General features: G+C 69.0%; 12 protein-coding genes. 2 read left to right on the forward strand and 10 right to left on the reverse strand.

The window, feature by feature from the left end; all coding sequences use genetic code 11:
* Positions 1-149: 149 nt before the first annotated feature.
* The 6 genes from ACLHG5_RS09370 to ACLHG5_RS09395 form a co-directional block, all read right to left on the reverse strand.
* Entirely contained in the window at positions 150-1,163 is a 1,014-nt protein-coding gene (locus ACLHG5_RS09370) for a patatin-like phospholipase family protein (RefSeq protein WP_411318572.1), read from the reverse strand.
* Positions 1,164-1,259: 96 nt separating this feature from the next.
* Positions 1,260-3,095, reverse strand: a complete 1,836-nt coding sequence (recQ, locus tag ACLHG5_RS09375) for a DNA helicase RecQ (RefSeq protein WP_411318573.1) — start codon at positions 3,093-3,095, stop codon at positions 1,260-1,262.
* Complete coding sequence (locus tag ACLHG5_RS09380; RefSeq protein ID WP_411318574.1) at positions 3,092-4,153, reverse strand: CPBP family intramembrane glutamic endopeptidase; 1,062 nt, start codon at positions 4,151-4,153, stop codon at positions 3,092-3,094. The genes recQ and ACLHG5_RS09380 overlap by 4 nt, the downstream gene beginning before the upstream one ends.
* Positions 4,154-4,260: 107 nt before the next feature.
* Positions 4,261-4,833: a serine O-acetyltransferase EpsC gene (gene epsC, locus ACLHG5_RS09385; RefSeq protein ID WP_411318575.1), complete on the reverse strand. Its 573-nt coding sequence runs from the start codon at positions 4,831-4,833 to the stop codon at positions 4,261-4,263.
* Between the two features lie 72 nt (positions 4,834-4,905).
* A complete protein-coding gene (gene cysK / locus ACLHG5_RS09390) occupies positions 4,906-5,844 on the reverse strand; it encodes a cysteine synthase A (RefSeq protein ID WP_411318576.1) in 939 nt (312 codons plus the stop codon).
* Between the two features lie 301 nt (positions 5,845-6,145).
* Positions 6,146-8,311, reverse strand: coding sequence for a bifunctional metallophosphatase/5'-nucleotidase (locus ACLHG5_RS09395; RefSeq protein WP_411318577.1), 2,166 nt, complete (start codon positions 8,309-8,311; stop codon positions 6,146-6,148).
* Between the two features lie 523 nt (positions 8,312-8,834).
* On the opposite strand from ACLHG5_RS09395, the gene ACLHG5_RS09400 reads away from it, so the two are divergent.
* Positions 8,835-9,857, forward strand: a complete 1,023-nt coding sequence (locus ACLHG5_RS09400; protein WP_411318578.1) for an endonuclease domain-containing protein — start codon at positions 8,835-8,837, stop codon at positions 9,855-9,857.
* Between the two features lie 784 nt (positions 9,858-10,641).
* Here the strand turns inward: ACLHG5_RS09400 and ACLHG5_RS09405 are convergent.
* Both ACLHG5_RS09405 and ACLHG5_RS09410 read right to left on the reverse strand, forming a co-directional pair.
* Complete coding sequence (locus tag ACLHG5_RS09405; RefSeq protein ID WP_411318579.1) at positions 10,642-12,894, reverse strand: DEAD/DEAH box helicase; 2,253 nt, start codon at positions 12,892-12,894, stop codon at positions 10,642-10,644.
* 321 nt (positions 12,895-13,215) lie between these two features.
* Positions 13,216-15,333 carry a heavy metal translocating P-type ATPase gene (locus ACLHG5_RS09410; RefSeq protein WP_411318580.1) on the reverse strand — a complete coding sequence of 706 codons (2,118 nt, stop codon included), beginning with the start codon at positions 15,331-15,333 and terminating at the stop codon, positions 13,216-13,218.
* 84 nt (positions 15,334-15,417) lie between these two features.
* On the opposite strand from ACLHG5_RS09410, the gene ACLHG5_RS09415 reads away from it, so the two are divergent.
* On the forward strand, positions 15,418-16,425 hold the full coding sequence (locus ACLHG5_RS09415; protein WP_411318581.1) for an alpha/beta hydrolase: 1,008 nt from the start codon (positions 15,418-15,420) through the stop codon (positions 16,423-16,425).
* 95 nt (positions 16,426-16,520) lie between these two features.
* Here the strand turns inward: ACLHG5_RS09415 and ACLHG5_RS09420 are convergent, their stop codons facing one another.
* Positions 16,521-17,105: a hypothetical protein gene (locus tag ACLHG5_RS09420; protein ID WP_411318582.1), complete on the reverse strand. Its 585-nt coding sequence runs from the start codon at positions 17,103-17,105 to the stop codon at positions 16,521-16,523.
* Positions 17,106-17,181: 76 nt separating this feature from the next.
* Positions 17,182-18,972, reverse strand: coding sequence for a DUF4012 domain-containing protein (locus tag ACLHG5_RS09425; RefSeq protein WP_411318583.1), 1,791 nt, complete (start codon positions 18,970-18,972; stop codon positions 17,182-17,184).
* Positions 18,973-19,014: the final 42 nt, after the last annotated feature.

Genomic DNA, 19,014 nt, shown 5'->3' on the forward strand with positions numbered 1-19,014 from the left:
CCCCACGGTAGGTCGCGCGGCGACGGAGGGCGACGGGTTGTGTTCCGGGCGACGCGTGGGTAGGCGGGTGCTGCGAGGCCGTGCGATTCAGTGACCGCGGCGAGCTCGGCTGCTGCAGAACCGAGCGAACCGGCGCGCCAACCCCGCGCTCAGCCCCAGAAGTCCCGCACGCGCCGCGCGACCGTCGCGCCCTGCCGCATCCCCGCCTCGACGGAGGGTGCGGTGGAGCTCGCGAGGAGCGAGTTGGGTCCGAAGGCGCGCAGGCTGTCGGCATCCGCTTCGATCACGAGCACGTTGCGACTCGCGCCGAGCGCCTCGGCGACGACCGGCAGGGACGGGCCGAGCGGGCTGTCTGCCCACTCCGGCCCGCACGAGATCACGAGGATGCGCTCGCAATCGGAGGCGACGTCGGCGTTCGTCGACGAGCGGACTCCGCCGTCCATGTGCGGCCTGCCGTGCACATCGACCGTCGGGAACACCCCCGGCACCGCACAACTCGCGGCGACCGCGCGCACGAGCTCGGCATGGCTCGAACGGTTGAACACCCGGAACGCGCCGTCGAGAGCGTCGACGGCCGTGATCCTCAGCTCGGTCGCGGGCCAGTCCGGCGACGAGAGGAGGGCGGCGAACCTCTCGAGGGCCGCGTCTTTGGCACCGTCGCCCGTGCGCGACGGAACGGTGCGCGCGAGCTCACCGAGGCGAGCGCGCGACTCCTGCTCCCCGACCCGGTTCGCGGATGCGGCAGCCATCGCCTCGACGAACGGGGCGATGTCGGGCACCGTGGGTTCGGTCGCGGCCGCCCGCGGGGCGGATGACTCGGGCGAATCGGAGGCAGCGGGCGCCGGCGCAGCAAACGGTGCAGCGGACGGTGCTGGCGCAGCGGCGGCGGCAGGCGAACCGGCGCGCGCGGGCGTGAGGCGCGAACGCAACCACCCCTCGAGGTCACCCGACCGGAGTGCGGCGCCGACGACGGAGCCTGCCGAGGTGCCGACCACGACATCCGCGGAGGAGAGGTCGACTCCGCTGCCCATCATGGTCGTGAGGAGCGAGGCCTCCCACGCGATTCCGGCCACTCCTCCCCCGCCGAGAACGATGCCGCGGCGACCCGCAGTGGGGTCGGCACGGAGGAGGGTGGCGGCGAGGTCGCTGTCGTTCGTGGTCACCGCTCGAGTCTCGCAGGTGCGCCGTAACCGGTTGCTGAACCCGATGCCTGAACCCGATGCCTCGTCGTCGAGCAGGGCGCGCAACCGACCGGCGGCTCAGTCCGCCGCGAGCACCTCGAGGATGCCCTCGCCGTACTTCTCGAGCTTGGACTCTCCGACTCCCGACATCGTTCCGAGTTGCGCGAGCGTGGTCGGCAGGCCCGTCGCGATCTCGCGCAGGGTCGCGTCGTGGAAGATGACGTAGGCCGGAACGCCCTGCTCTTTGGCTTCCGCCGCCCGCCACGCGCGCAGCTTGTCGAACACGGGCAGCGCCGCCGGTGCGAGGTCGGCCCCCGCTTTGACCGCTCGCGACGACCTCCGCGCCTGCCGCTCGGGCTCGCGCCGCAGCTTCACCGGGCGCTGGCCGGCGAGCACGGCGGCGCTGTCGTCGGTGATGACGAGGGTTCCGTAGCCGTCGCTGTTGACGGCGAGCAAGCCTTGCGCGAGCAACTGCCGCACGACGCCGCGCCACTCCTGCTCGCTCAGCTCGGTGCCGATGCCGAACGTGCTGAGTTCGTCGTGCTTGTTCTGCACGACGCGGGGGGTGCTGTTGCCGAGGAGGATGTCGATGAGCTGGCCCGCCCCGAACTTCTGGTTGCGTTCGCGCTGCAGTCGCACGATCGTCGACAGGAGTTTCTGCGCGGGCACCGTGCCGTCGACCGATTCGGGCGGCGAGAGGCACGTGTCGCAGTTGCCGCACGGGGTCGACTTCTCGCCGAAGTAGGCGAGCAGCTGCATCCGTCGGCACTCGACGGTTTCGCACAGGGCGAGCATGGCGTCGAGGTGGGCGGACAGTTTGCGGCGGTGGGCGTCGTCGCCCTCCGACTCGTTGATCATGCGGCGCTGCTGCATGACATCTTGGAGTCCGTAGGCGAGCCACGCTGTGGAGGGCAGGCCGTCGCGGCCGGCACGCCCGGTCTCCTGGTAGTAGCCCTCGACGCTCTTCGGCAGGTCGAGGTGGGCGACGAACCTCACGTCGGGCTTGTCGATGCCCATGCCGAACGCGATCGTCGCGACCATCACGACGCCGTCTTCGCGCAGGAAGCGCGACTGGTTCATCGCGCGCACGGGCGCCGGCAACCCCGCGTGGTACGGCAGCGCCGGCACCCCGTTGGCCACGAGAAACTCGGCGGTCTTCTCGACGGAGGCGCGCGACAAGCAGTAGACGATGCCCGCGTCGCCGTCGTGCTCGCTGCGGATGAGCTGCAGCAACTGCTGCTGGGGCGAGTTCTTGGGGGCGATGCGGTACTGGATGTTGGGGCGATCGAAGCTCGCCACGAAGTGCTGCGCGTCGCCGAGCTGCAGTCGCGACGCGATCTCTTTGTGGGTCTGCTCGGTGGCCGTCGCGGTGAGCGCGATGCGCGGCACCTCGGGCCAGCGCTCGTGCAGCATCGACAGTTGCAGGTAGTCGGGGCGGAAGTCGTGGCCCCACTGCGACACGCAGTGCGCTTCGTCGATCGCGAAGAGAGCGATGGTGCCGCGGTCGAGCAGGGCGGCCGTCGACTGCACTCGAAGTCGCTCGGGCGCGAGGTAGAGCATGTCGAGTTCGCCCGCGACATACGCCTGCTCCACGGCCGCGCGCGACTCGGGCGATTGCGTCGAGTTGAGAAACGCGGCGCGCACCCCCACGGCCGAGAGCGCGTCGACCTGGTCTTGCATGAGCGCGATGAGCGGCGAGATGACGACGCCGGTGCCCGGCCGCACGAGCGCGGGAATCTGGTAGCACAGCGACTTGCCGCCGCCCGTGGGCATGAGCACGAGGGCGTCGCCACCGGATGACACGTGACTGATTATCTCGGCCTGGTTGCCGCGGAACTCGTCGTAACCGAAGACCCGATGCAGCACCTCGGCGGCGTCGGGGCGCGCCGGACGAGTGTCGTGCAGAACGGTCATGTGCCGAGTGTAGGTGGGGCCGGTGACGTCGGCGGGCGCGAGGCGTCGGGTGCGTCATCCGCTCGCTCGGGCGTCGACTGGGGAGGGGTGGGGCCGTAGGCGGGCTGCGCGGCACCGACGCCCGTCCCCGGTCCGCCCGCATACGCGAACTGCTCGGGCTCCGGCGCCGCCTCGACAGTCCGCACGGTCTGCAGCCCCGTCTTCTTGGCCTGCCACAGCACGAGCGCGGAGTATCCGACCATCGTCACGAGCGTCATCCCGAGCCCGATCGGCGACCCGTCGGCGGCGTTGATGTCGATGAGGTCGAACGATCCGAGCGCGAAGAGCGCCGTGTTATTGACCACGTGCGCCACGATCGCGGCCTCGAGCCCGCCGGTGCGCCACGTGAGCCAGCCGGCGAAGACGGCGAAGATCGAGACATCCAGAAGGCCCCAGATGTCGTAGTCGTGGCCGATCGCGAAGAGCGGCACGGGCAGCAGAATGGCCCAGGCCGGATGCTTGAGCCACCCGCCGATCGTCTGCATGAGGTATCCGCGAAACACGTACTCCTCCGCCGTCGCCTGCAGGGGCACGAGCACGAGGGCGAGCACGAGAAGCAGCAGCCCGGCAGACGTGACGCTCGCCGAGACGGGAGCACCCCCGAGCAGCGGGTCGATCGCGAACGAGGCACCGAAGACGACGCCGTAGACCGCGAGCGCGGGGAGGATGCAGCGCGCGAGCCAGCCCCAGCGCAGCCGTCCGGCCACCGACGACACGAGCCCGATCGGTCGCGGCCCCATGATGAGCAGCGCGAAGACGAGGGCCGGGAGCATCACGGCGATCGACCCGATCGCGAACGTGAACGTGACGGGGTCGCTCAGGTCGAGGTCGAGGGTCGTCATCGACGAGGTGAACCCGTCGAAGGCCCTCGGGTTGACGAACGCGACGACAGCGAAACCGATGACGATGGCGAACGTCATGATCACGTAGAACGTGACCCCGATCACACCGGTGACGAGCGACTTCCACCAGCGGTACTTCGGCCAGGAGCGAGCGAGACGGTGATAGGCGTAATCCACGCGTCGAGCCTACGGGTGCGGGCTGAGCGGGTGATGGTGCGGATGTGTGCGGCGGCTGTGGTGGGGAGGCACAGGGTGCGCGCTCGAGTCAGGCTCGCGACCGAACCTCAGATGTAGATCGCGGGGTCGACGAAGAAACCGTCGGGCGCGGCATCCGCTCCCGCTCGCGGCACCGCGCGGGCGGGAACCCCGGTGAGCGTCGAGTCGGCGGGGGCGTCCCGCACGACGACGGCGCCGGCGCCGACGACCGATCGCGAACCGACCGTGATCGGACCGAGGATGGTCGCGCCCGCCCCCACGACCACGCCGTCGCCGAGGGTCGGGTGGCGTTTGACGTCGCGCATGCTCCGGCCGCCGAGGGTGACCCCGTGGTAGAACATCACGTCGTCGCCGATCTCCGCGGTCGCGCCGACGACCACACCCATGCCGTGGTCGATGAAGAACCTCCGGCCGATGACGGCACCCGGGTGGATCTCGACGCCCGTCGCCCAGCGCGCAAACTGCGACACGACGCGCGCGAGCAGAAACGCGCGCCGCTGCCAGAGCCTGTGTGACAGGCGGTACCACCACACCGCGTGCACACCCGAATAGGTGAGCGCGACCTCGAGGTTGCTGCGCGCCGCCGGATCGTGGATGCGTGCGGCGCGGATGTCTTCGCGAGCGCGCGCGAACACGCTCACGATGCCCGACGGCGCGGAGCAGACATCCGCTGCTCCGCGCCGCGGGTTCCGAGACCCGAACTCACGGAGGGGTCAGTCCTGCAAGTTCTCGAACAGCACGCTCGAGAGGTAGCGCTCACCGGTGTCGCAGATGATGGCGACGATGGTCTTGCCCTTGTTCTCGGGGCGCGCCGCGAGCTGCATGGCGGCCCAGATGATGGCGCCCGACGAGATTCCGGTGAGGATGCCCTCCTCGGTGGCGAGGCGGCGCGCGATGTCGAGCGAGTCGTCGAGGCTCACGTCGATGATCTCGTCGTAGGCCTCGCGGTCGAGGATGTCGGGAACGAAGTTCGCCCCGATACCCATGATCTTGTGCGGGCCGGCCTTGCCCTCGGTGAGCAGCGGGGAGTCGAGAGGCTCGACGCCGACGATGTGCACGTCGGGCCTGCGCTCCTTGAGCACCTGGCCGACGCCCGTGACCGTGCCGCCCGTGCCGATGCCGGCGACGAAGATGTCGACGTCGCCGTCGGTGTCGGCCCAGATCTCTTCGGCAGTGGTCTCGCGGTGGATCTGCGGGTTGGCCGCATTGGCGAACTGCTTCGCCCAGATCGAGTTGGGGGTGTTCGCGACGATCTCCTGCGCCTTCTCCACGGCACCGCGCATTCCGTCGCTTCCGGGGGTCAGCACGATCTCGGCACCGTAGGCGCGGAGGATGGTGCGGCGCTCCTTGTTCATCGTCTCGGGCATCGTCATCACGACCTTGTAGCCGCGAGCAGCGCCCGCCATGGCCAACGCGATGCCGGTGTTGCCGCTCGTGCCCTCCACGATGGTGCCGCCGGGCTTGAGCTCGCCCGACTTCTCGGCCGCGTCGATGATGGCCACGCCGATGCGGTCTTTCACGCTCGCGGCGGGGTTGTAGAACTCGAGCTTGCCCAGAATGGTGGCGTCGAGCCCCTCGGTGAGACGGTTGATACGCACGAGCGGAGTGTTTCCGACGAGCTCGGTCACGTTCGAGTAGATCCGTTTTGCCATGGGGTCGACTTCTTTCTGTGCTCTGCGCGAGAAATGTTTGTTCAGTTTAAAGGGCAGCGTTTCGATGTGAACGAATATTCCGAAGCCCAGTCGTTCGCCAGGGTGCGGTGGAGTGGGGTGTGGGGTTGGCGCGGTGGGTGCCGGGCACGCGCGCTGTCGCAGGAGTTTCTGTTGAACCCGCACCCTCTGCAGGACTTTTCGAGCTCCGGATGTCGCGAACTCCTGCATTTTCGCCGCACCCCGAGCACGACAAAGGGGACCCGCCCGCAGGCGAGTCCCCCAGTCGTTCTAGCGGTGCGTGTTACTCCGCCGCGACACCGTTGCGCAGCGCGCGGTGGCGGACGAAGAGCAGCAGGCTGCCCGAGCCGAGCAGGAGCGCGAGGAGAGCCCAGAGGCCGCTCGGCGTGCTCGCTCCGGTGTAGGCGAGGTCGCCGCCATCCGTGCCGGCTCCGGCGGTTCCGCCGTCGTCGTTGCTGTCGCCGCCCGCGCCGACACCCGAACCGGGCTCACCCGGGGTGGGGTCGACCGGGGTCGTCGGGTCGGTCGGGTCGGTCGGGTCGACGGGGTCGGTCGGGTCGACCGGGTCCGTCGGGTCGACCGGGAGCGCCGCGAAGGTGAACGGGAAGTCGGTCGACGTTCCGTTGCTCTCGACGACTGCGGTGAGCACCTGGTCTCCGCCGACTCCGGCGGGAACCGTGAACTCGACCGTGGCGCGGCCGACCTCGTCGGTGCTGTCGACGATGGTCGCGTCGATCTCCGAGGTGCCGAGGAGCGTGTCACCGAGGAAGAGCTCGACGGTCTGACCGGCTTCGGCCTCCGCCGAGAACAGCAGCGACGACAGCGTGATGCTCGTCTCGTCGCCGATGGCAGGAGCCTCATCGGGTGCGACAACGCCCACCGCACGCTGCTCGAGCGGCGGGGCGACGGGCTCGCCCTCGAAGGAGGCGAAGTAGTTCACCGCGCCCTCGAGGTCGATCTGACCGGTGTCGACGCGGTTGGTCCCCTCGCCGAAGGCAGTGAAGTTGTCTCCACCGGGAGCGAGGAACGAGTTGACCGCGGTGCGGAACGTCTGCTCGGGGGTCACGAGCTCACCCTCGACATAGATCGCGGTGATGCGCTCGCCCTGAGCAGCCGTCGGGTCGTAGGTGTAGCTGAGAGCCGAGGAGGTTCCGAGCTTGAGGAACGGACGCGACGCACCGGCCGGCTGCCACTGCTGCTCGAGAACGGCCTTGAGCTGCGCGCCCGTGAGGTCGACAGCGAAGAGGGAGTTCGCGAACGACTGCACGGCTGCGGCTTCGGCGTAGGTGACGACGCCGTCCGCGTCGCCCGTGCGGCCCTCGACGGCCTCGAAGTCGAGGTCGGCGCGAAGGCCACCCGGGTTCATGAGGCCGATGACCGTGGACTCGTTCTGCGTTGCGAACACCTGCGAGTCGGCAACGAAGTTGCCGATCGCCGACTCGCCACCGCGGTTCTCCGACCCGTTGGTCTGGATGGCGCGGTTGAAGTCCTGCGTGATGGTGCCGAGCTCGCGGCTTCCGGGTCCGTCTGCTGCCGCAACGGCATCGCTGACGATGGAGGCGACCTCCGCATTCGGGGCGAACGGCGTGAGACCGAGCCTCGTGCGCTCGGGCGTGGCGAGCACCTCACGCGTCGCGGTGATGGAGAGGAGCTCGTTCGTCGCGGAGTTGACGTTGATGTCGAGGGCCGCGAAGCCCTCGCTGTATTCGCCCGACTGCACGACGGGGCGGAGCTTGCCCGACTCCGAGGTGGGGATCAGGTGGTTGTACTCCGAGTGGGTGTGACCCGAGATGATCGCGTCGACGTTGTCGTTCGTGTCGGTCGCGATGACACCGAAGTTGGAGTCGTCGCTCGACGCGGTGATGTCGGCGTTCGCTGCACCCTCGTGAACGAGGAGAACGATGACATCCGCTTCGCCGTTGCTGTCGTCGCCATCGCTGAGCTCGTCGGCCACGCGGTTGACCGCGGGAACGATGGGGCCGAAGTCGAGTCCGGCGATGCCCGTGGGGGCCACGAGGCTCGGCATGTCGGTGGTGAGCGCACCGATGAATCCGACGTCGACGCCGTCGACGGTGATGACCTCGTACTCCTGGTATGCGGGGGTCTCGGTTCCGGCGTAGTAGATGTTCGCTCCGAGAAGCGGTGCATCGAACCGGGGCTCGAGACGGGTGTCGACGTCTGCACGGCCCCGGTCGAACTCGTGGTTTCCGAGCGCGGAGACGTCGAGGCCGATCTCGTTGAGGACGTCGATGGTCGGCTCGTCATCCTGGATGAACGACACGAACGGGGTCGCACCAACGTTGTCACCCGCTGAAGCGAAGAGGGTGTTCGGGTTCGCCGCCTCGTAGGCGTCGACCATTCCCGCGAGAACAGCGGCACCAGCGGTGGTGCCATTCGCCTCGAGGCGGCCGTGGTAGTCGTTGATCGACACGATGTCGATGTTGGTCACCTCGGGGACGGGCACCAGGGCGGTTGCGGAGCTGGCGCCGAAACCGGTGAAGGCGACGGCGGCGACGACGGTCGTGGCGACAGCTGTGCGCCCCCGCCTCTTTCGGAATGCTGACTGTTCGGGGGGCAAGCTGGAACGCATAGGTGTGGCCTCTTCATAGGGGTCGACATCGGTGTGCAACCCCAGAGCGGGGGCACCAGCCGACCCTAACCCGGTGCTCGCGCGACACACCAGGCGACGCCGCAACGTTTCACACACCGTTAACCCGGAGCGGTTGGGGGGCTCGAGAGCGGGGCCCGCCGGGCGTGGGCCGGGCCGTTGGCCGGCCATTGGTCGGCGCGTTGCTACGCAGAAGTATTCGTTGAAACCGCACCCGTCGCAGGATTCTCGAAGCTACGGATGCCGCGATCTCCTGCAGTTCCGCTGACTCAGTCTTTCCCTCCCCCGTCATGTGTGCACGAGGGATGCCACAGCCCGATGGTGCGACGACGCTCGTCGCACTCATCCGGCGCACACTGTCGTCGTGACAGAGCCTGGCCGCGTGTATCCGATCACTGACCCTCGAGGTGAAGTGCCCCGCGCGGGCGGAAGCGAGACTGCCGCGACGCGGGCGGCCGCGCGTGCTGTCCACGCGACGAAGATGCGCCGGGAGGCCGAGGTCCGTCGTCTCGACCGGGTGATGCATGGGCTCGGTCACCTCGCGCGCCGGCCGCAACTGGCGCAGCTCGGATGCGGTCGCGCCCTCGTCGATCGCGCCCTTCTCGACGGGCGTGTGCTGCGGGTGTCGCCCGGCTGGGTTGCGACGGGTGCGGCGAGCCAACTCGCCGTCATCGCGGTGCTGAACGGTGGACGACTCACGGGCGCCACGGCCTTGCGCACGTGGGGCGTGTGGGCGGGGATGGATCGGGACATCCACGTGCAGGTGCCACCGAACGCGCGACGCGTCAAGCGCAGACCCGCCACCTCGATCACGTCGTTCGCGCCGACCGGTTTCGTCGTGCAGCGCGTTCAACGTCACTGGACCTGCGCCGCACCGAGTCGCATCGACCAGCCAGCGTGGCGGGTCGACATCCGCGAGGCGTTGCGGGCGTTCGTGCTAGCTGCGCCTCCGGAGCACGGTGTCGCCGCGTGCGAAAGCGCTGTGCACCTCCGACTGCTGCCGCGCAGTGAGGTGGGCGAATTCGTCGACAGCCTCCCCCGAAGGCTCCGGTCGAGTCGCGCCCTCATGACCTTTCAGGCCGAGTCGGGCCTCGAATCGATCGCGGCGCTGCGGCTTCGCCAACTCGGGTTCACCGTCGCGCAGCAGGTGCAGATCGGCCGCGATCGCGTCGACCTGATGGTGGACGGATGGCTCGTGGTGGAGCTCGACGGCGACGCCCACCACGACCCGGTGGTCGACCGCATCCGCACCAACCGGCTGATCCGTGCGGGGGTCGGGGTGCTGCGGTTCGGCGCGGTCGAGCTGTTCGATCGATGGGACGAAACCCTCGCCACGATCGAGGCTGCGGGCGCGGAACGGACCGCCGGGGGTCGGGTCGGGCGGTAGGGGTGTGGTGGCGGGTGAAGGGGTTCGGGCGGGTTGGGCTTGGGGCAGGGCGGGTCGGTGGGACGGGTTGGTTGGCGAGTTGGGTAGGTGGGCGGGTTGCGCTCGTCGCACTGACCGATATGCAGGAGATCGCGGCATCCGGAGCCCCGAAAGTCCTGCTGGGGGTGCGGGATCAACAGAAACTCCTGCACAAGCGCAGGGATGGTGGAGCAGCCGCAGCCGCGCACGAGGGGCTGGTGCGGCGGAAGGGGCGGATGCAGACCGCGCGGTGACCGATATGCGGGAGATCGCGGCATCCGGAGCCCCGAAAGTCCTGCTGGGGGTGCGGGATCAACAGAAACTCCTGCACAAGCGCAGGGATGGTGGAGCAGCCGCAGCCGCGCACGAGGGGTGGGTGCGGCAGAACGGGCGGATGCAGGCCGCGCGGTGACCGATATGCGGGAGATCGCGGCATCCGGAGCCCCGAAAGTCCTGCTGGGGGTGCGGGATCAACAGAAACTCCTGCACAAGCGCAGGGATGGTAGAGCAGCCGCAGCCGCGCACGAGGGGCTGGTGCGGCGGAAGGGGCGGATGCAGACCGCGCGGTGACCGATATGCAGGAGATCGCGGCATCCGCAGCCCCGAAAGTCCTGCTGGGGGTGCGGGATCAACAGAAACTCCTGCGATCCGGCCAGCAGCGGGCGCCCGGCAGCGCGAACCACGGACCGCCCCCTCCCCCGCAAACGCCGACAGCCGCCCACCCCGAAGGGTGAGCGGCTGACGAAACACGCCTGAGCGAAAACCGCTACAGCGCCGCGAGCTCCTCGAGCACGCGGTCGCCGGGGCCGGCGGGCGCGAACGAGGCGCGGATGTCTGCGCGGTCGAGCAGCTCGTCCATGCGACGCTTGCGCGACTTGGAGACGAGGGTCACGACGGTTCCGACCTTGCCCGCGCGGCCGGTGCGACCGGCGCGGTGGAGGTAGGACTTGTACTCGTCGGGGGCGTCAGCCTGGATGACGAGCGAGATGTCGTCGACGTGGATGCCGCGGGCGGCGACATCCGTGGCGACGAGCACGTTGACGCGTCCCGACGTGAGCAGCTGCAGGTTGCGCGTGCGGCGCGACTGGTTGAGGTCACCGTGGAGCGAGGTGGCGGGCACCCCGGCGTCTTCGAGCTGGTCGGCGAGCTCCTCGGCGAACGCACGGGTGCGCGCGAAGATGAGCGTCTTGCCTTCGCCGCGCGCGAGCTCCTCGATGATCTGGCGCTTGTCGCGCTGCTCGATGAGCAGCACGCGGTGGTCGATAGTCGAGGAGGCCTGGTCTTCACCGGCGACCTCGTGAACCGACGGGTTGACCAAGAACTGCTTGACGAGGGTGGCGACACCCTTGTCGAGGGTCGCCGAGAAGAGCAGCTTCTGGCCACCCGCCTGGGTCTCCTTCAAAATGCGCTGCACGGGCTCCAAGAACCCGAGGTCGCACATGTGGTCGGCTTCGTCGAGCACGGTGATCTTCACTTCGCTGAGGTCGAGGCGACCCTGCTCCACGAGGTCTTCGACGCGACCGGGCGTCGCGATGACGATGTCGACACCGCGCTGCAGGGTCGAAACCTGCTTGAACTGCGGCACGCCACCGACGATCGTGGTCGTGAACAGGCCGACCGAGCGCGCAATGGGCTCGACGGTGCGGTTGATCTGCATCGCGAGCTCGCGCGTCGGGGCGAGGATGAGCGCGCGCGGCTTGCGTGCGGGCTTGCGTCCCTTGCCACCGTTGTTCTCCATGAGGCGCTCGACGAGGGGCGCACCGAAGGCGATGGTCTTGCCCGAGCCGGTCTTACCCCGACCGAGAACGTCTTTGCCCGACAGCACGTCGGGAATGGTCGCGGCCTGGATCGGGAACGGCGCCTCGGCACCCATCGACGCGAGCTGACGCTGGATGTTGTCACCCAAACCGAGGTCGGCGAAGGTCTTGCCCTCGGCCGTCTCGGCGGTGATCACTTGCGCTTCGAGGCGCTCGAGCACGACGTCTTCCTGCGGACCCGTGGTGGTGCGGGTCGGGTAGAGGTCGGATGAACGCCGCTGGCGGTCGTCGCCACCGCGGGGTGCGCGGTCGCTGTAGCTGGGGCGCTCGTTCCGTGCGGGGCGGTCGCTGTAGCTCGGGCGCGCTCCGCGATCGGGGCGGTCGCCGTAGGAGGGACGCGAGTCACGCTGCGGGCGGTCTGACGCGCCGTTGCGGTGGTCGCGCTCGCCGTACGAGCCGCGCTCGGGGCGGTCGCCGTATGACGGACGCGAGTCACGCTGCGGGCGGTCGCCGTACGACGGGCGACCTCCGCGATCGTTCGACGCACCACGGTCGTTGCGGTCACCGTACGACGGGCGCGAGTCACGCTGCGGGCGGTCACCATACGACGGGCGCGACGCACCACGGTCGTTCGACGCACCACGATCATTGCGGTCGCCGTATGACGGGCGGTCCGAGCGCTCGATGCGGTCACCGTAGGAGCCGCGGGTGGGGCGGTCGCCGGTCGAGGGGCGCGAGCCGCCACGGTCGTTGCGGTCACCGTATGACGGGCGCGAGTCGCGCTGCGGGCGGTCACCATATGACGGGCGCGACGCACCGCGATCGTTTGAAGCACCACGGTCGGGGCGGTCGCCATACGAGGGACGCCCTCCGCGGTCATTGCGGTCACCGTAGCTGGGACGCGAGTCGCGCTGCGGGCGGTCGCCGTACGACGGGCGCGACGCGCCACGGTCGTTGCGGTCGCCGTATGACGGGCGGTCGCCACCGCGGTCGGGGCGACCCGACGCAGCACCGCGTTCGTTGCGGTCGCCGTATCCGCGGTTCTGCTGGCGGTCCTGGTAGCTCGGGCGGTTTTCGCGCGGGCTCCAGTCGGGGCGGCGGTTGTCGCGGCTGCCGCCACCCGAGGGGGCGCGGCGGTCGTTCGTGGGCGGACGGTCGCCGGTGCGTGCGGCGCGGTCATCCGGGCTCCAGCGCTTCTTGGGTGCGTCTGAACCGCCGCGCGACTCGAATTTGTTGGTGTTGGGCTTCTTGAAGTTGGCCATGGTGAGTGTTTCTGGGTTGTTGTCTTTGCATGGCAACGCCGAACTCAAGTCGAGCTCGCATCGCTAGAACCCGCACAGTCATCTCGGATCAGGAATGAAACCTGAACAGAACCGATCGGGGCCGTTTCACACACATTGTGAATTCCTCCGCACGCCCTGCGATCACTCTCGCAGTTCGATCACACGGAGTCCATATCCGTGTGGTGAGGTCCGGCCCAGCTGACTTACAAACCCATCCGCACGATCGCGGTGTCAGAGCCGACCATTCTACGTTACCGGATGCCGCGCCCGAACGCGAGCACCCGGTGAACGTCGCGCGCCCTACCGGGCAGCCTCGGGGCGCAGGTCCATCCTGCGCAGCAGTTGCGCGTTGAGCGCCACGACGACGGTGGAGGCCGACATGAGCAGCGCCCCGATCTCCATCGGCAGGATGAAGCCGATGGGCGCGAGCACTCCCGCCGCGAGGGGCACGGAAAGGAGGTTGTAGCCGGCCGCCCACCACAGGTTCTGTTTCATCTTGCGGTAGCTGCGACGCGAGAGGTCGATGACCGAGAGCACGGTGCGCGGGTCGGAGCTCGCGAGGATGACGCCCGCAGACGCAATGGCCACGTCGGTTCCGGCGCCGATCGCGATGCCCACGTCGGCGGTCGCGAGGGCGGGGGCGTCGTTGACGCCGTCGCCGACCATCGCGACCGTCTTGCCTTCTCCCTGCAGTTCGGCCACTCGCGCCGCTTTGTCTTCGGGGCGCACGCCCGCATACACGCGGTCGATGCCGAGCTCGGCGCCGACGGCGTGCGCCACGGCTTCGGCGTCGCCCGTGATCATCACGACCTCGATGCCGCGGTCGTGGAGGGCGTCGACGGCCTGCCGCGACTCCTCCCGCACCTCGTCGGCGAGCGCGATCGCCCCGATCACGATGCTCGCCCCCGACTCGTTGTCGCGCACCACGTGCACGATGATGGCCCCGTCATCCGACCAGCTCGCGGTCTCGGGCAGAGGCTCGCCGCCGACATCCTTGAGCAGCGCGGGTCCGCCGACGCGCACCCGACGGCCGTCGACCGTCGCGCTGACCCCCACGGCGGTCGACGCGGCAAAGTCGCTCGCGGTCGAGAGTTCGAGCCCGCGACGCTCGGCGGCCGCGACGATCGCCTTGGCGAGAGGGTGCTCGCTGTCTCGTTCGGCGGATGCCGCCCACGCGAGCACTTCGTCGTCGCTTGGTCGCGCAGACGAACCGTCCGCTTTCTCCACAACAGCCACGTGGGTCACGGTCGGCTCGCCCTTGGTGAGCGTGCCCGTCTTGTCGAAGATCACGGTCGTGACGCCGCGCATGCTCTCGAGCGCGAGCCGGTCTTTCACGAGCACGCCCGCCTTCGCGGCGCGCTCGGTGCTGATCGCGACCACGAGCGGAATGGCGAGACCGAGGGCGTGCGGGCACGCGATCACGAGCACCGTGATGGTGCGAATGACGGCATCGGTGGGGCTGCCGACGATCGACCACACCACGGCGGTGATCACGGCGGCACCAAGCGCGAACCAGAACAGCCACGCAGCGGCGGTGTCGGCGAGGCGCTGCGCACGCGAGGTGGAGTTCTGCGCGTCGCTCACGAGTTTCTGGATGCCCGCGAGCGCCGTGTCGTCGCCGACCGCGCCCACGCGCACCCGCAGCGACGTGTCGGTGGCCACCGTTCCCGCGACGACCGCGGCTCCGGGCCCGCGGCTCACCGGCCTGCTCTCGCCCGTGATCATCGACTCGTCGACATCCGCCGTTCCTTCGGTGACGGTGCCGTCGGCGGGAACCCGGGCGCCGGGGCGAACGATCACGATGTCGTCGACACGAAGCTCGCTCGGTGAGACGGTGACGAACTCGTCACCCTCGAGCCGCTCGGCCTCGTCGGGCAGGAGCGCCGCGAGTGATTCGAGGGCGGTGGAGGTCTGCGCGAGTGACCGCATCTCGATCCAGTGGCCGAGCAGCATGATCACGACGAGGAGCGCGAGCTCCCACCAGAAGTCGAGTTCGGTGCTGAGCAAACCGAGGCTCGCACCCCAGGAGGAGATGAACGCCACGGTGATGGCGAGCGCGATGAGGAGCATCATGCCCGGCGCGCGCGAGCGGATCTCCGACACGGCGCCGGTCAGGAAGGGGCGACCACCCCACACGTACATGACGGTTCCGAGCACGGGTGAGATCCACGAGATCGGTCCGTCGTGCGGCAGCGGGTAGCCGAGCAGCATCGCGAACATGCCGTTGAAGGCGACGACGGGCACCGCCATGACGAGCATGATCCAGAACAGCCGCCGAAACTGCGCGACGTGGTCGCCGTGACCGCCGTGGCCGCCGTGGCCCGCGTGCTCGTCGTGACCACCACCGTCATGCCCCGCGTGAGCGTCGTGCTCCGCGTGCTCGTCGGTCGTCGCGTGCGTGTGCCGAGTCTCATCCATACCCGCCACCATATACCCCCCTAGGGTATAAAGACAGGCCCCGCGAAACATTCCCGAAGCCTCCGCGCACTACCGTGGTGGTCAATGTCTCGACGTGCGACCCGACCCGCGCGCGCCACGCCCACGCGTCGGCGCGTCGTCGGCGGGGCGGCCGTCGCGGGGGTCGCAACGCTCGTCGCGATCGGCACCCTCGCGGGGTGCGCGGATGATGGCGTGCAGCGAGAGACCGCGCCCGACACGGCCTTTCCGGTCTTGCAGGACTACCCCGATGTGGAGGTCGTGGAGGATCTCGAGTTCGGCTCCCCCGACGCCGCCACGCGCCTCGACGTGTGCCTGCCCGACGAGGAGGCTCCCCCGGTGGCCGCGGGAACGACCGAGCCCGAGACCTCGCAACCGCGTGCCGCGGTGCTCATCGTGCACGGGGGCAGTTGGCGCCAGGGCGACAAAGCCGATGTCGCGTGGCGCAACGTGTGCGAGTGGCTCGCCGACGAGGGCTTCGTGGCCGTCAACACGAACTACCGCCTCGCCCCCGAGCATCCTTTTCCGGCGGGCATCGACGATGTGCGCACCGCGGTGCACTGGATCCGCGACGACGATCAGGTGGAGCGCTTCGACATCGACCCCGACAGAGTCGCAGCGTTCGGTGGGTCAGCCGGTGGCAACCTCGCGTCACTCCTCGGCGTCGAGGGGGAGGGCGACCTCACGTCGGGCTCGCGCGTGAAGGGTGTCGTCAATCTGAGCGGCCCGGCCGATCTCTCGACCGCGGGGTTTGCGCTCGGCGGCGTCGTGGCGTCGTTCCGCGACATCCAGCTCGACTATCTCGGGTGCGTCGACTACGAGTCGTGCGGCGTCGCCGAGGCGGCGTCGCCGATCTACAGTGTCGACCCGACCGACCCGCCGTTCTTCGTGGGTCATTCGCACGACGAGCGCATCCCGATGCAGCAGTCGGATGCCCTCGTCGACGCGCTCGGCGACGCCGGCGTGGCGACGACCTACGTCACGGTGCCCGGCACGATGCACTCGATCGCGATGCTCAACGAGGAGATGCGCGACCGCATCACCGAGTGGTTGCGCGTGACGCTCGCGCCGTAGCGGCCTGCCGCCGCTCCGACAACGAAGAAAGCCCCCGACCGTGTCGGGGGCTTTCTGTCGTTCTCGAGCGGCGGGGTGTCCGCTGCGGAGTGGTGTTAGCTGTTGGCGCGCTGGCGGCGAACCGTGGTCATGACGACGACGAGTGCTCCACCGAGGAGGAGCGCTCCGGCGCCGGCCCACACGAGAAGCATGGTGGCGTCGCCCGCACCGGTGTAGGCGAGGTCGTCGGCGGAATCGCCCGAACCCGAACCCGAACCTGCGCCAGCACCCGCACCGGCGCCTGCGTCAGCAGCAACGACGGTGAGCGCCGCGCTCTCGACCTGGCCCGACTCGAGGCCCGTCGCGCTGATGTTGTAGGTGCCCGTGGCGTCAGCGGGGAGGGTGACATCCACGCTCGCACCACCGTCAGCGTCGGCGGTCTTGACGAGGGTCGTGGTCTGCTGACCTGCCGCGGCGAGCGTCACAGCCGTGGCGCCGGTGACGGCGAACGACACGTCTTCGCCGGCGATGAAGGCGCCCGCTTCGATGTCGACGACAACGGTCTCGCCGGGACCCGGCGTGCCGACGACGATGACATCGGCCTCACCCGGGTATTCGATGCTCGCGTTGGCGGCGGCCGGTCCCATGAAGACGGCGGCGGCCGCGATAGCGACGACTGACAGTGATTTGAGCTTGTTCATAAAAATTTCCCCCTGGGTGAATGGTGCATCGCAGAAACGGATGGCTCTCCGCCGACTACCAGCAAGCGTAAGGCAATTAACACTCAATTCCGATGTTCGATGTTTCGGGGAGATGAATTACTGGTGTGCTTTCGATCACGGTCTCGCCGTCGAATGGCGCTTCTCCGAGCCAATCGAAGTGCAGAATCGTCGATTCTCCGGGGGCCAGCTCGATTTCGAGCAGGCTCACCGGATGCTCGCGGTCGAATGCCGGCTGGAACGGAATGCTCTCGTCATCCCGCGTAACACCCATGTTCTCCATCCCCGGTGCGCCGTAGACAGAGACGACGGTATTGATGTTTCCCGGGGGCACCCCGTAGTCGCCTGCGCCCGTGACGTAGCCCGGGAGGCTCGTCGCGGCATCCGCCGGAGCGGTGTTCTCGAGCGTCACCTCGACTCGGTGCACCGGTCGGCCGTCCTCGCGGCAGGTCGCTTGCCCGAGGCCGAAGTCGACGTCGAGGTAGCTGCCCATCTTCGAGCCCGTGGCGTCGTTGAGGTAGGCGCCGAAACGCACGGTGTCGTCGGTGCTCGTCGGAAGAGTGCCCTGAAGCGTTGTTGCGGCGAGGATGTCTTGCTCGCCGGCATCCGCACTCCAGACGTAGACCCGGCGCTCGTCGCCCGCTTGCGCGAGTGCGCTGATGAGCGCACTCGGTTCGAACGCCCCGCTCGCGACCGTGGCGAAGACGGTCGCCGCGGCCCCCGCGAAGAACGCGTCTTGTGCCGCCGGTTCGGGGTAGCGCGTGTAGGCGTCGACGAGGAGGGTCTGCACGGCGTTCTCTGCTGTAAGCACGTCGCCCGTCGGGAGCGTTACCGGGCCTGTCGCTTGCAGCAGGTAGGCGAGAGTCACCGGATCGATGGAGATGACGCCGTCGACCTCGGTGCCGAATTCGATGCGCCACATCTCGCGGGCGAGTTCGGCGGTGAGAGGAAAGTAGGGGGTGAGGTTGACGCTCTGCATGAACCGACCGGTCGCCTCGCCATAGAGAGCGAGTGTTTCGGCGGGCAGCTCGACCACCGGTTCGGGGTACTGCGGAAAGTTCGCTGTGGACGCCTGCTGGGTCAGCTCGATGCGCCCCCCGTCGGTGCGCAGCACGGCGAGTGACCCCGGATTGCCGCCCGTGGCCCGCACCTCGGCCGAGTTGGCGAACAGGAGGAGGTAGTCGCGCGGGCCGTCGGCCCCGAGCACCGCCGGCAGGAGCCTCACGGCTCGGTCGATCACGTCGACCGTTGCGGAAGCCTCGGTCACGACTCCTCGCAGCTCGGCGGTCGCGCTCGTGACCGCGCCGATCGTCGAAGAGGTGTCGACGCGTGAGACGCGATCCGCCGCGGCCTGCAGAGCAGCGTCCGCTTCGGCGACATCGGTTTGCGCGGCGACGAGGGGGTCGACGTCGATCGCGCCGTCGACGGGCTTGAAGTCGGTGGCGTCGATCTCTCCCGCGAGGGAGATGAGCGGCGCGACGGCGTCTCGCGACACGTCGTCGACTACCCCGGCGACTTCGCGCACGGCCGTGAGATTGGGGCCGACGACGGGAAGCCACTCGACTCCCCGCCAGATCGGGTCACTCGTCAGCGCCGCGGCACTCGAGGCGTGATCGGCGAACTCGACATAAGTCTGCTGTGCAGCTTCGGGGTCGCCCGCGACGATCTGCTCTTGCATGCGTGACGCGAGCGGAACGGCGCTCTCGAGTTCACCCCGGGCGAGGAGCCCCCGCACCCCGACCCACGCGGCGACCGCGACCGGGAGGATCACGACGACGGCCACGACGATGAGCAGAATCCGCGTGCGTCGTGACCTCGGCTCGCCTGCTGGAGCGCGGGTCGACGACATCGGGCCATTCAAGCAGACCGGCCCGATCGGCCCGATGCGCCC

It is taken from the genome of Marisediminicola sp. LYQ85, from assembly GCF_046600695.1.
Classification (GTDB): domain Bacteria; phylum Actinomycetota; class Actinomycetes; order Actinomycetales; family Microbacteriaceae; genus Marisediminicola.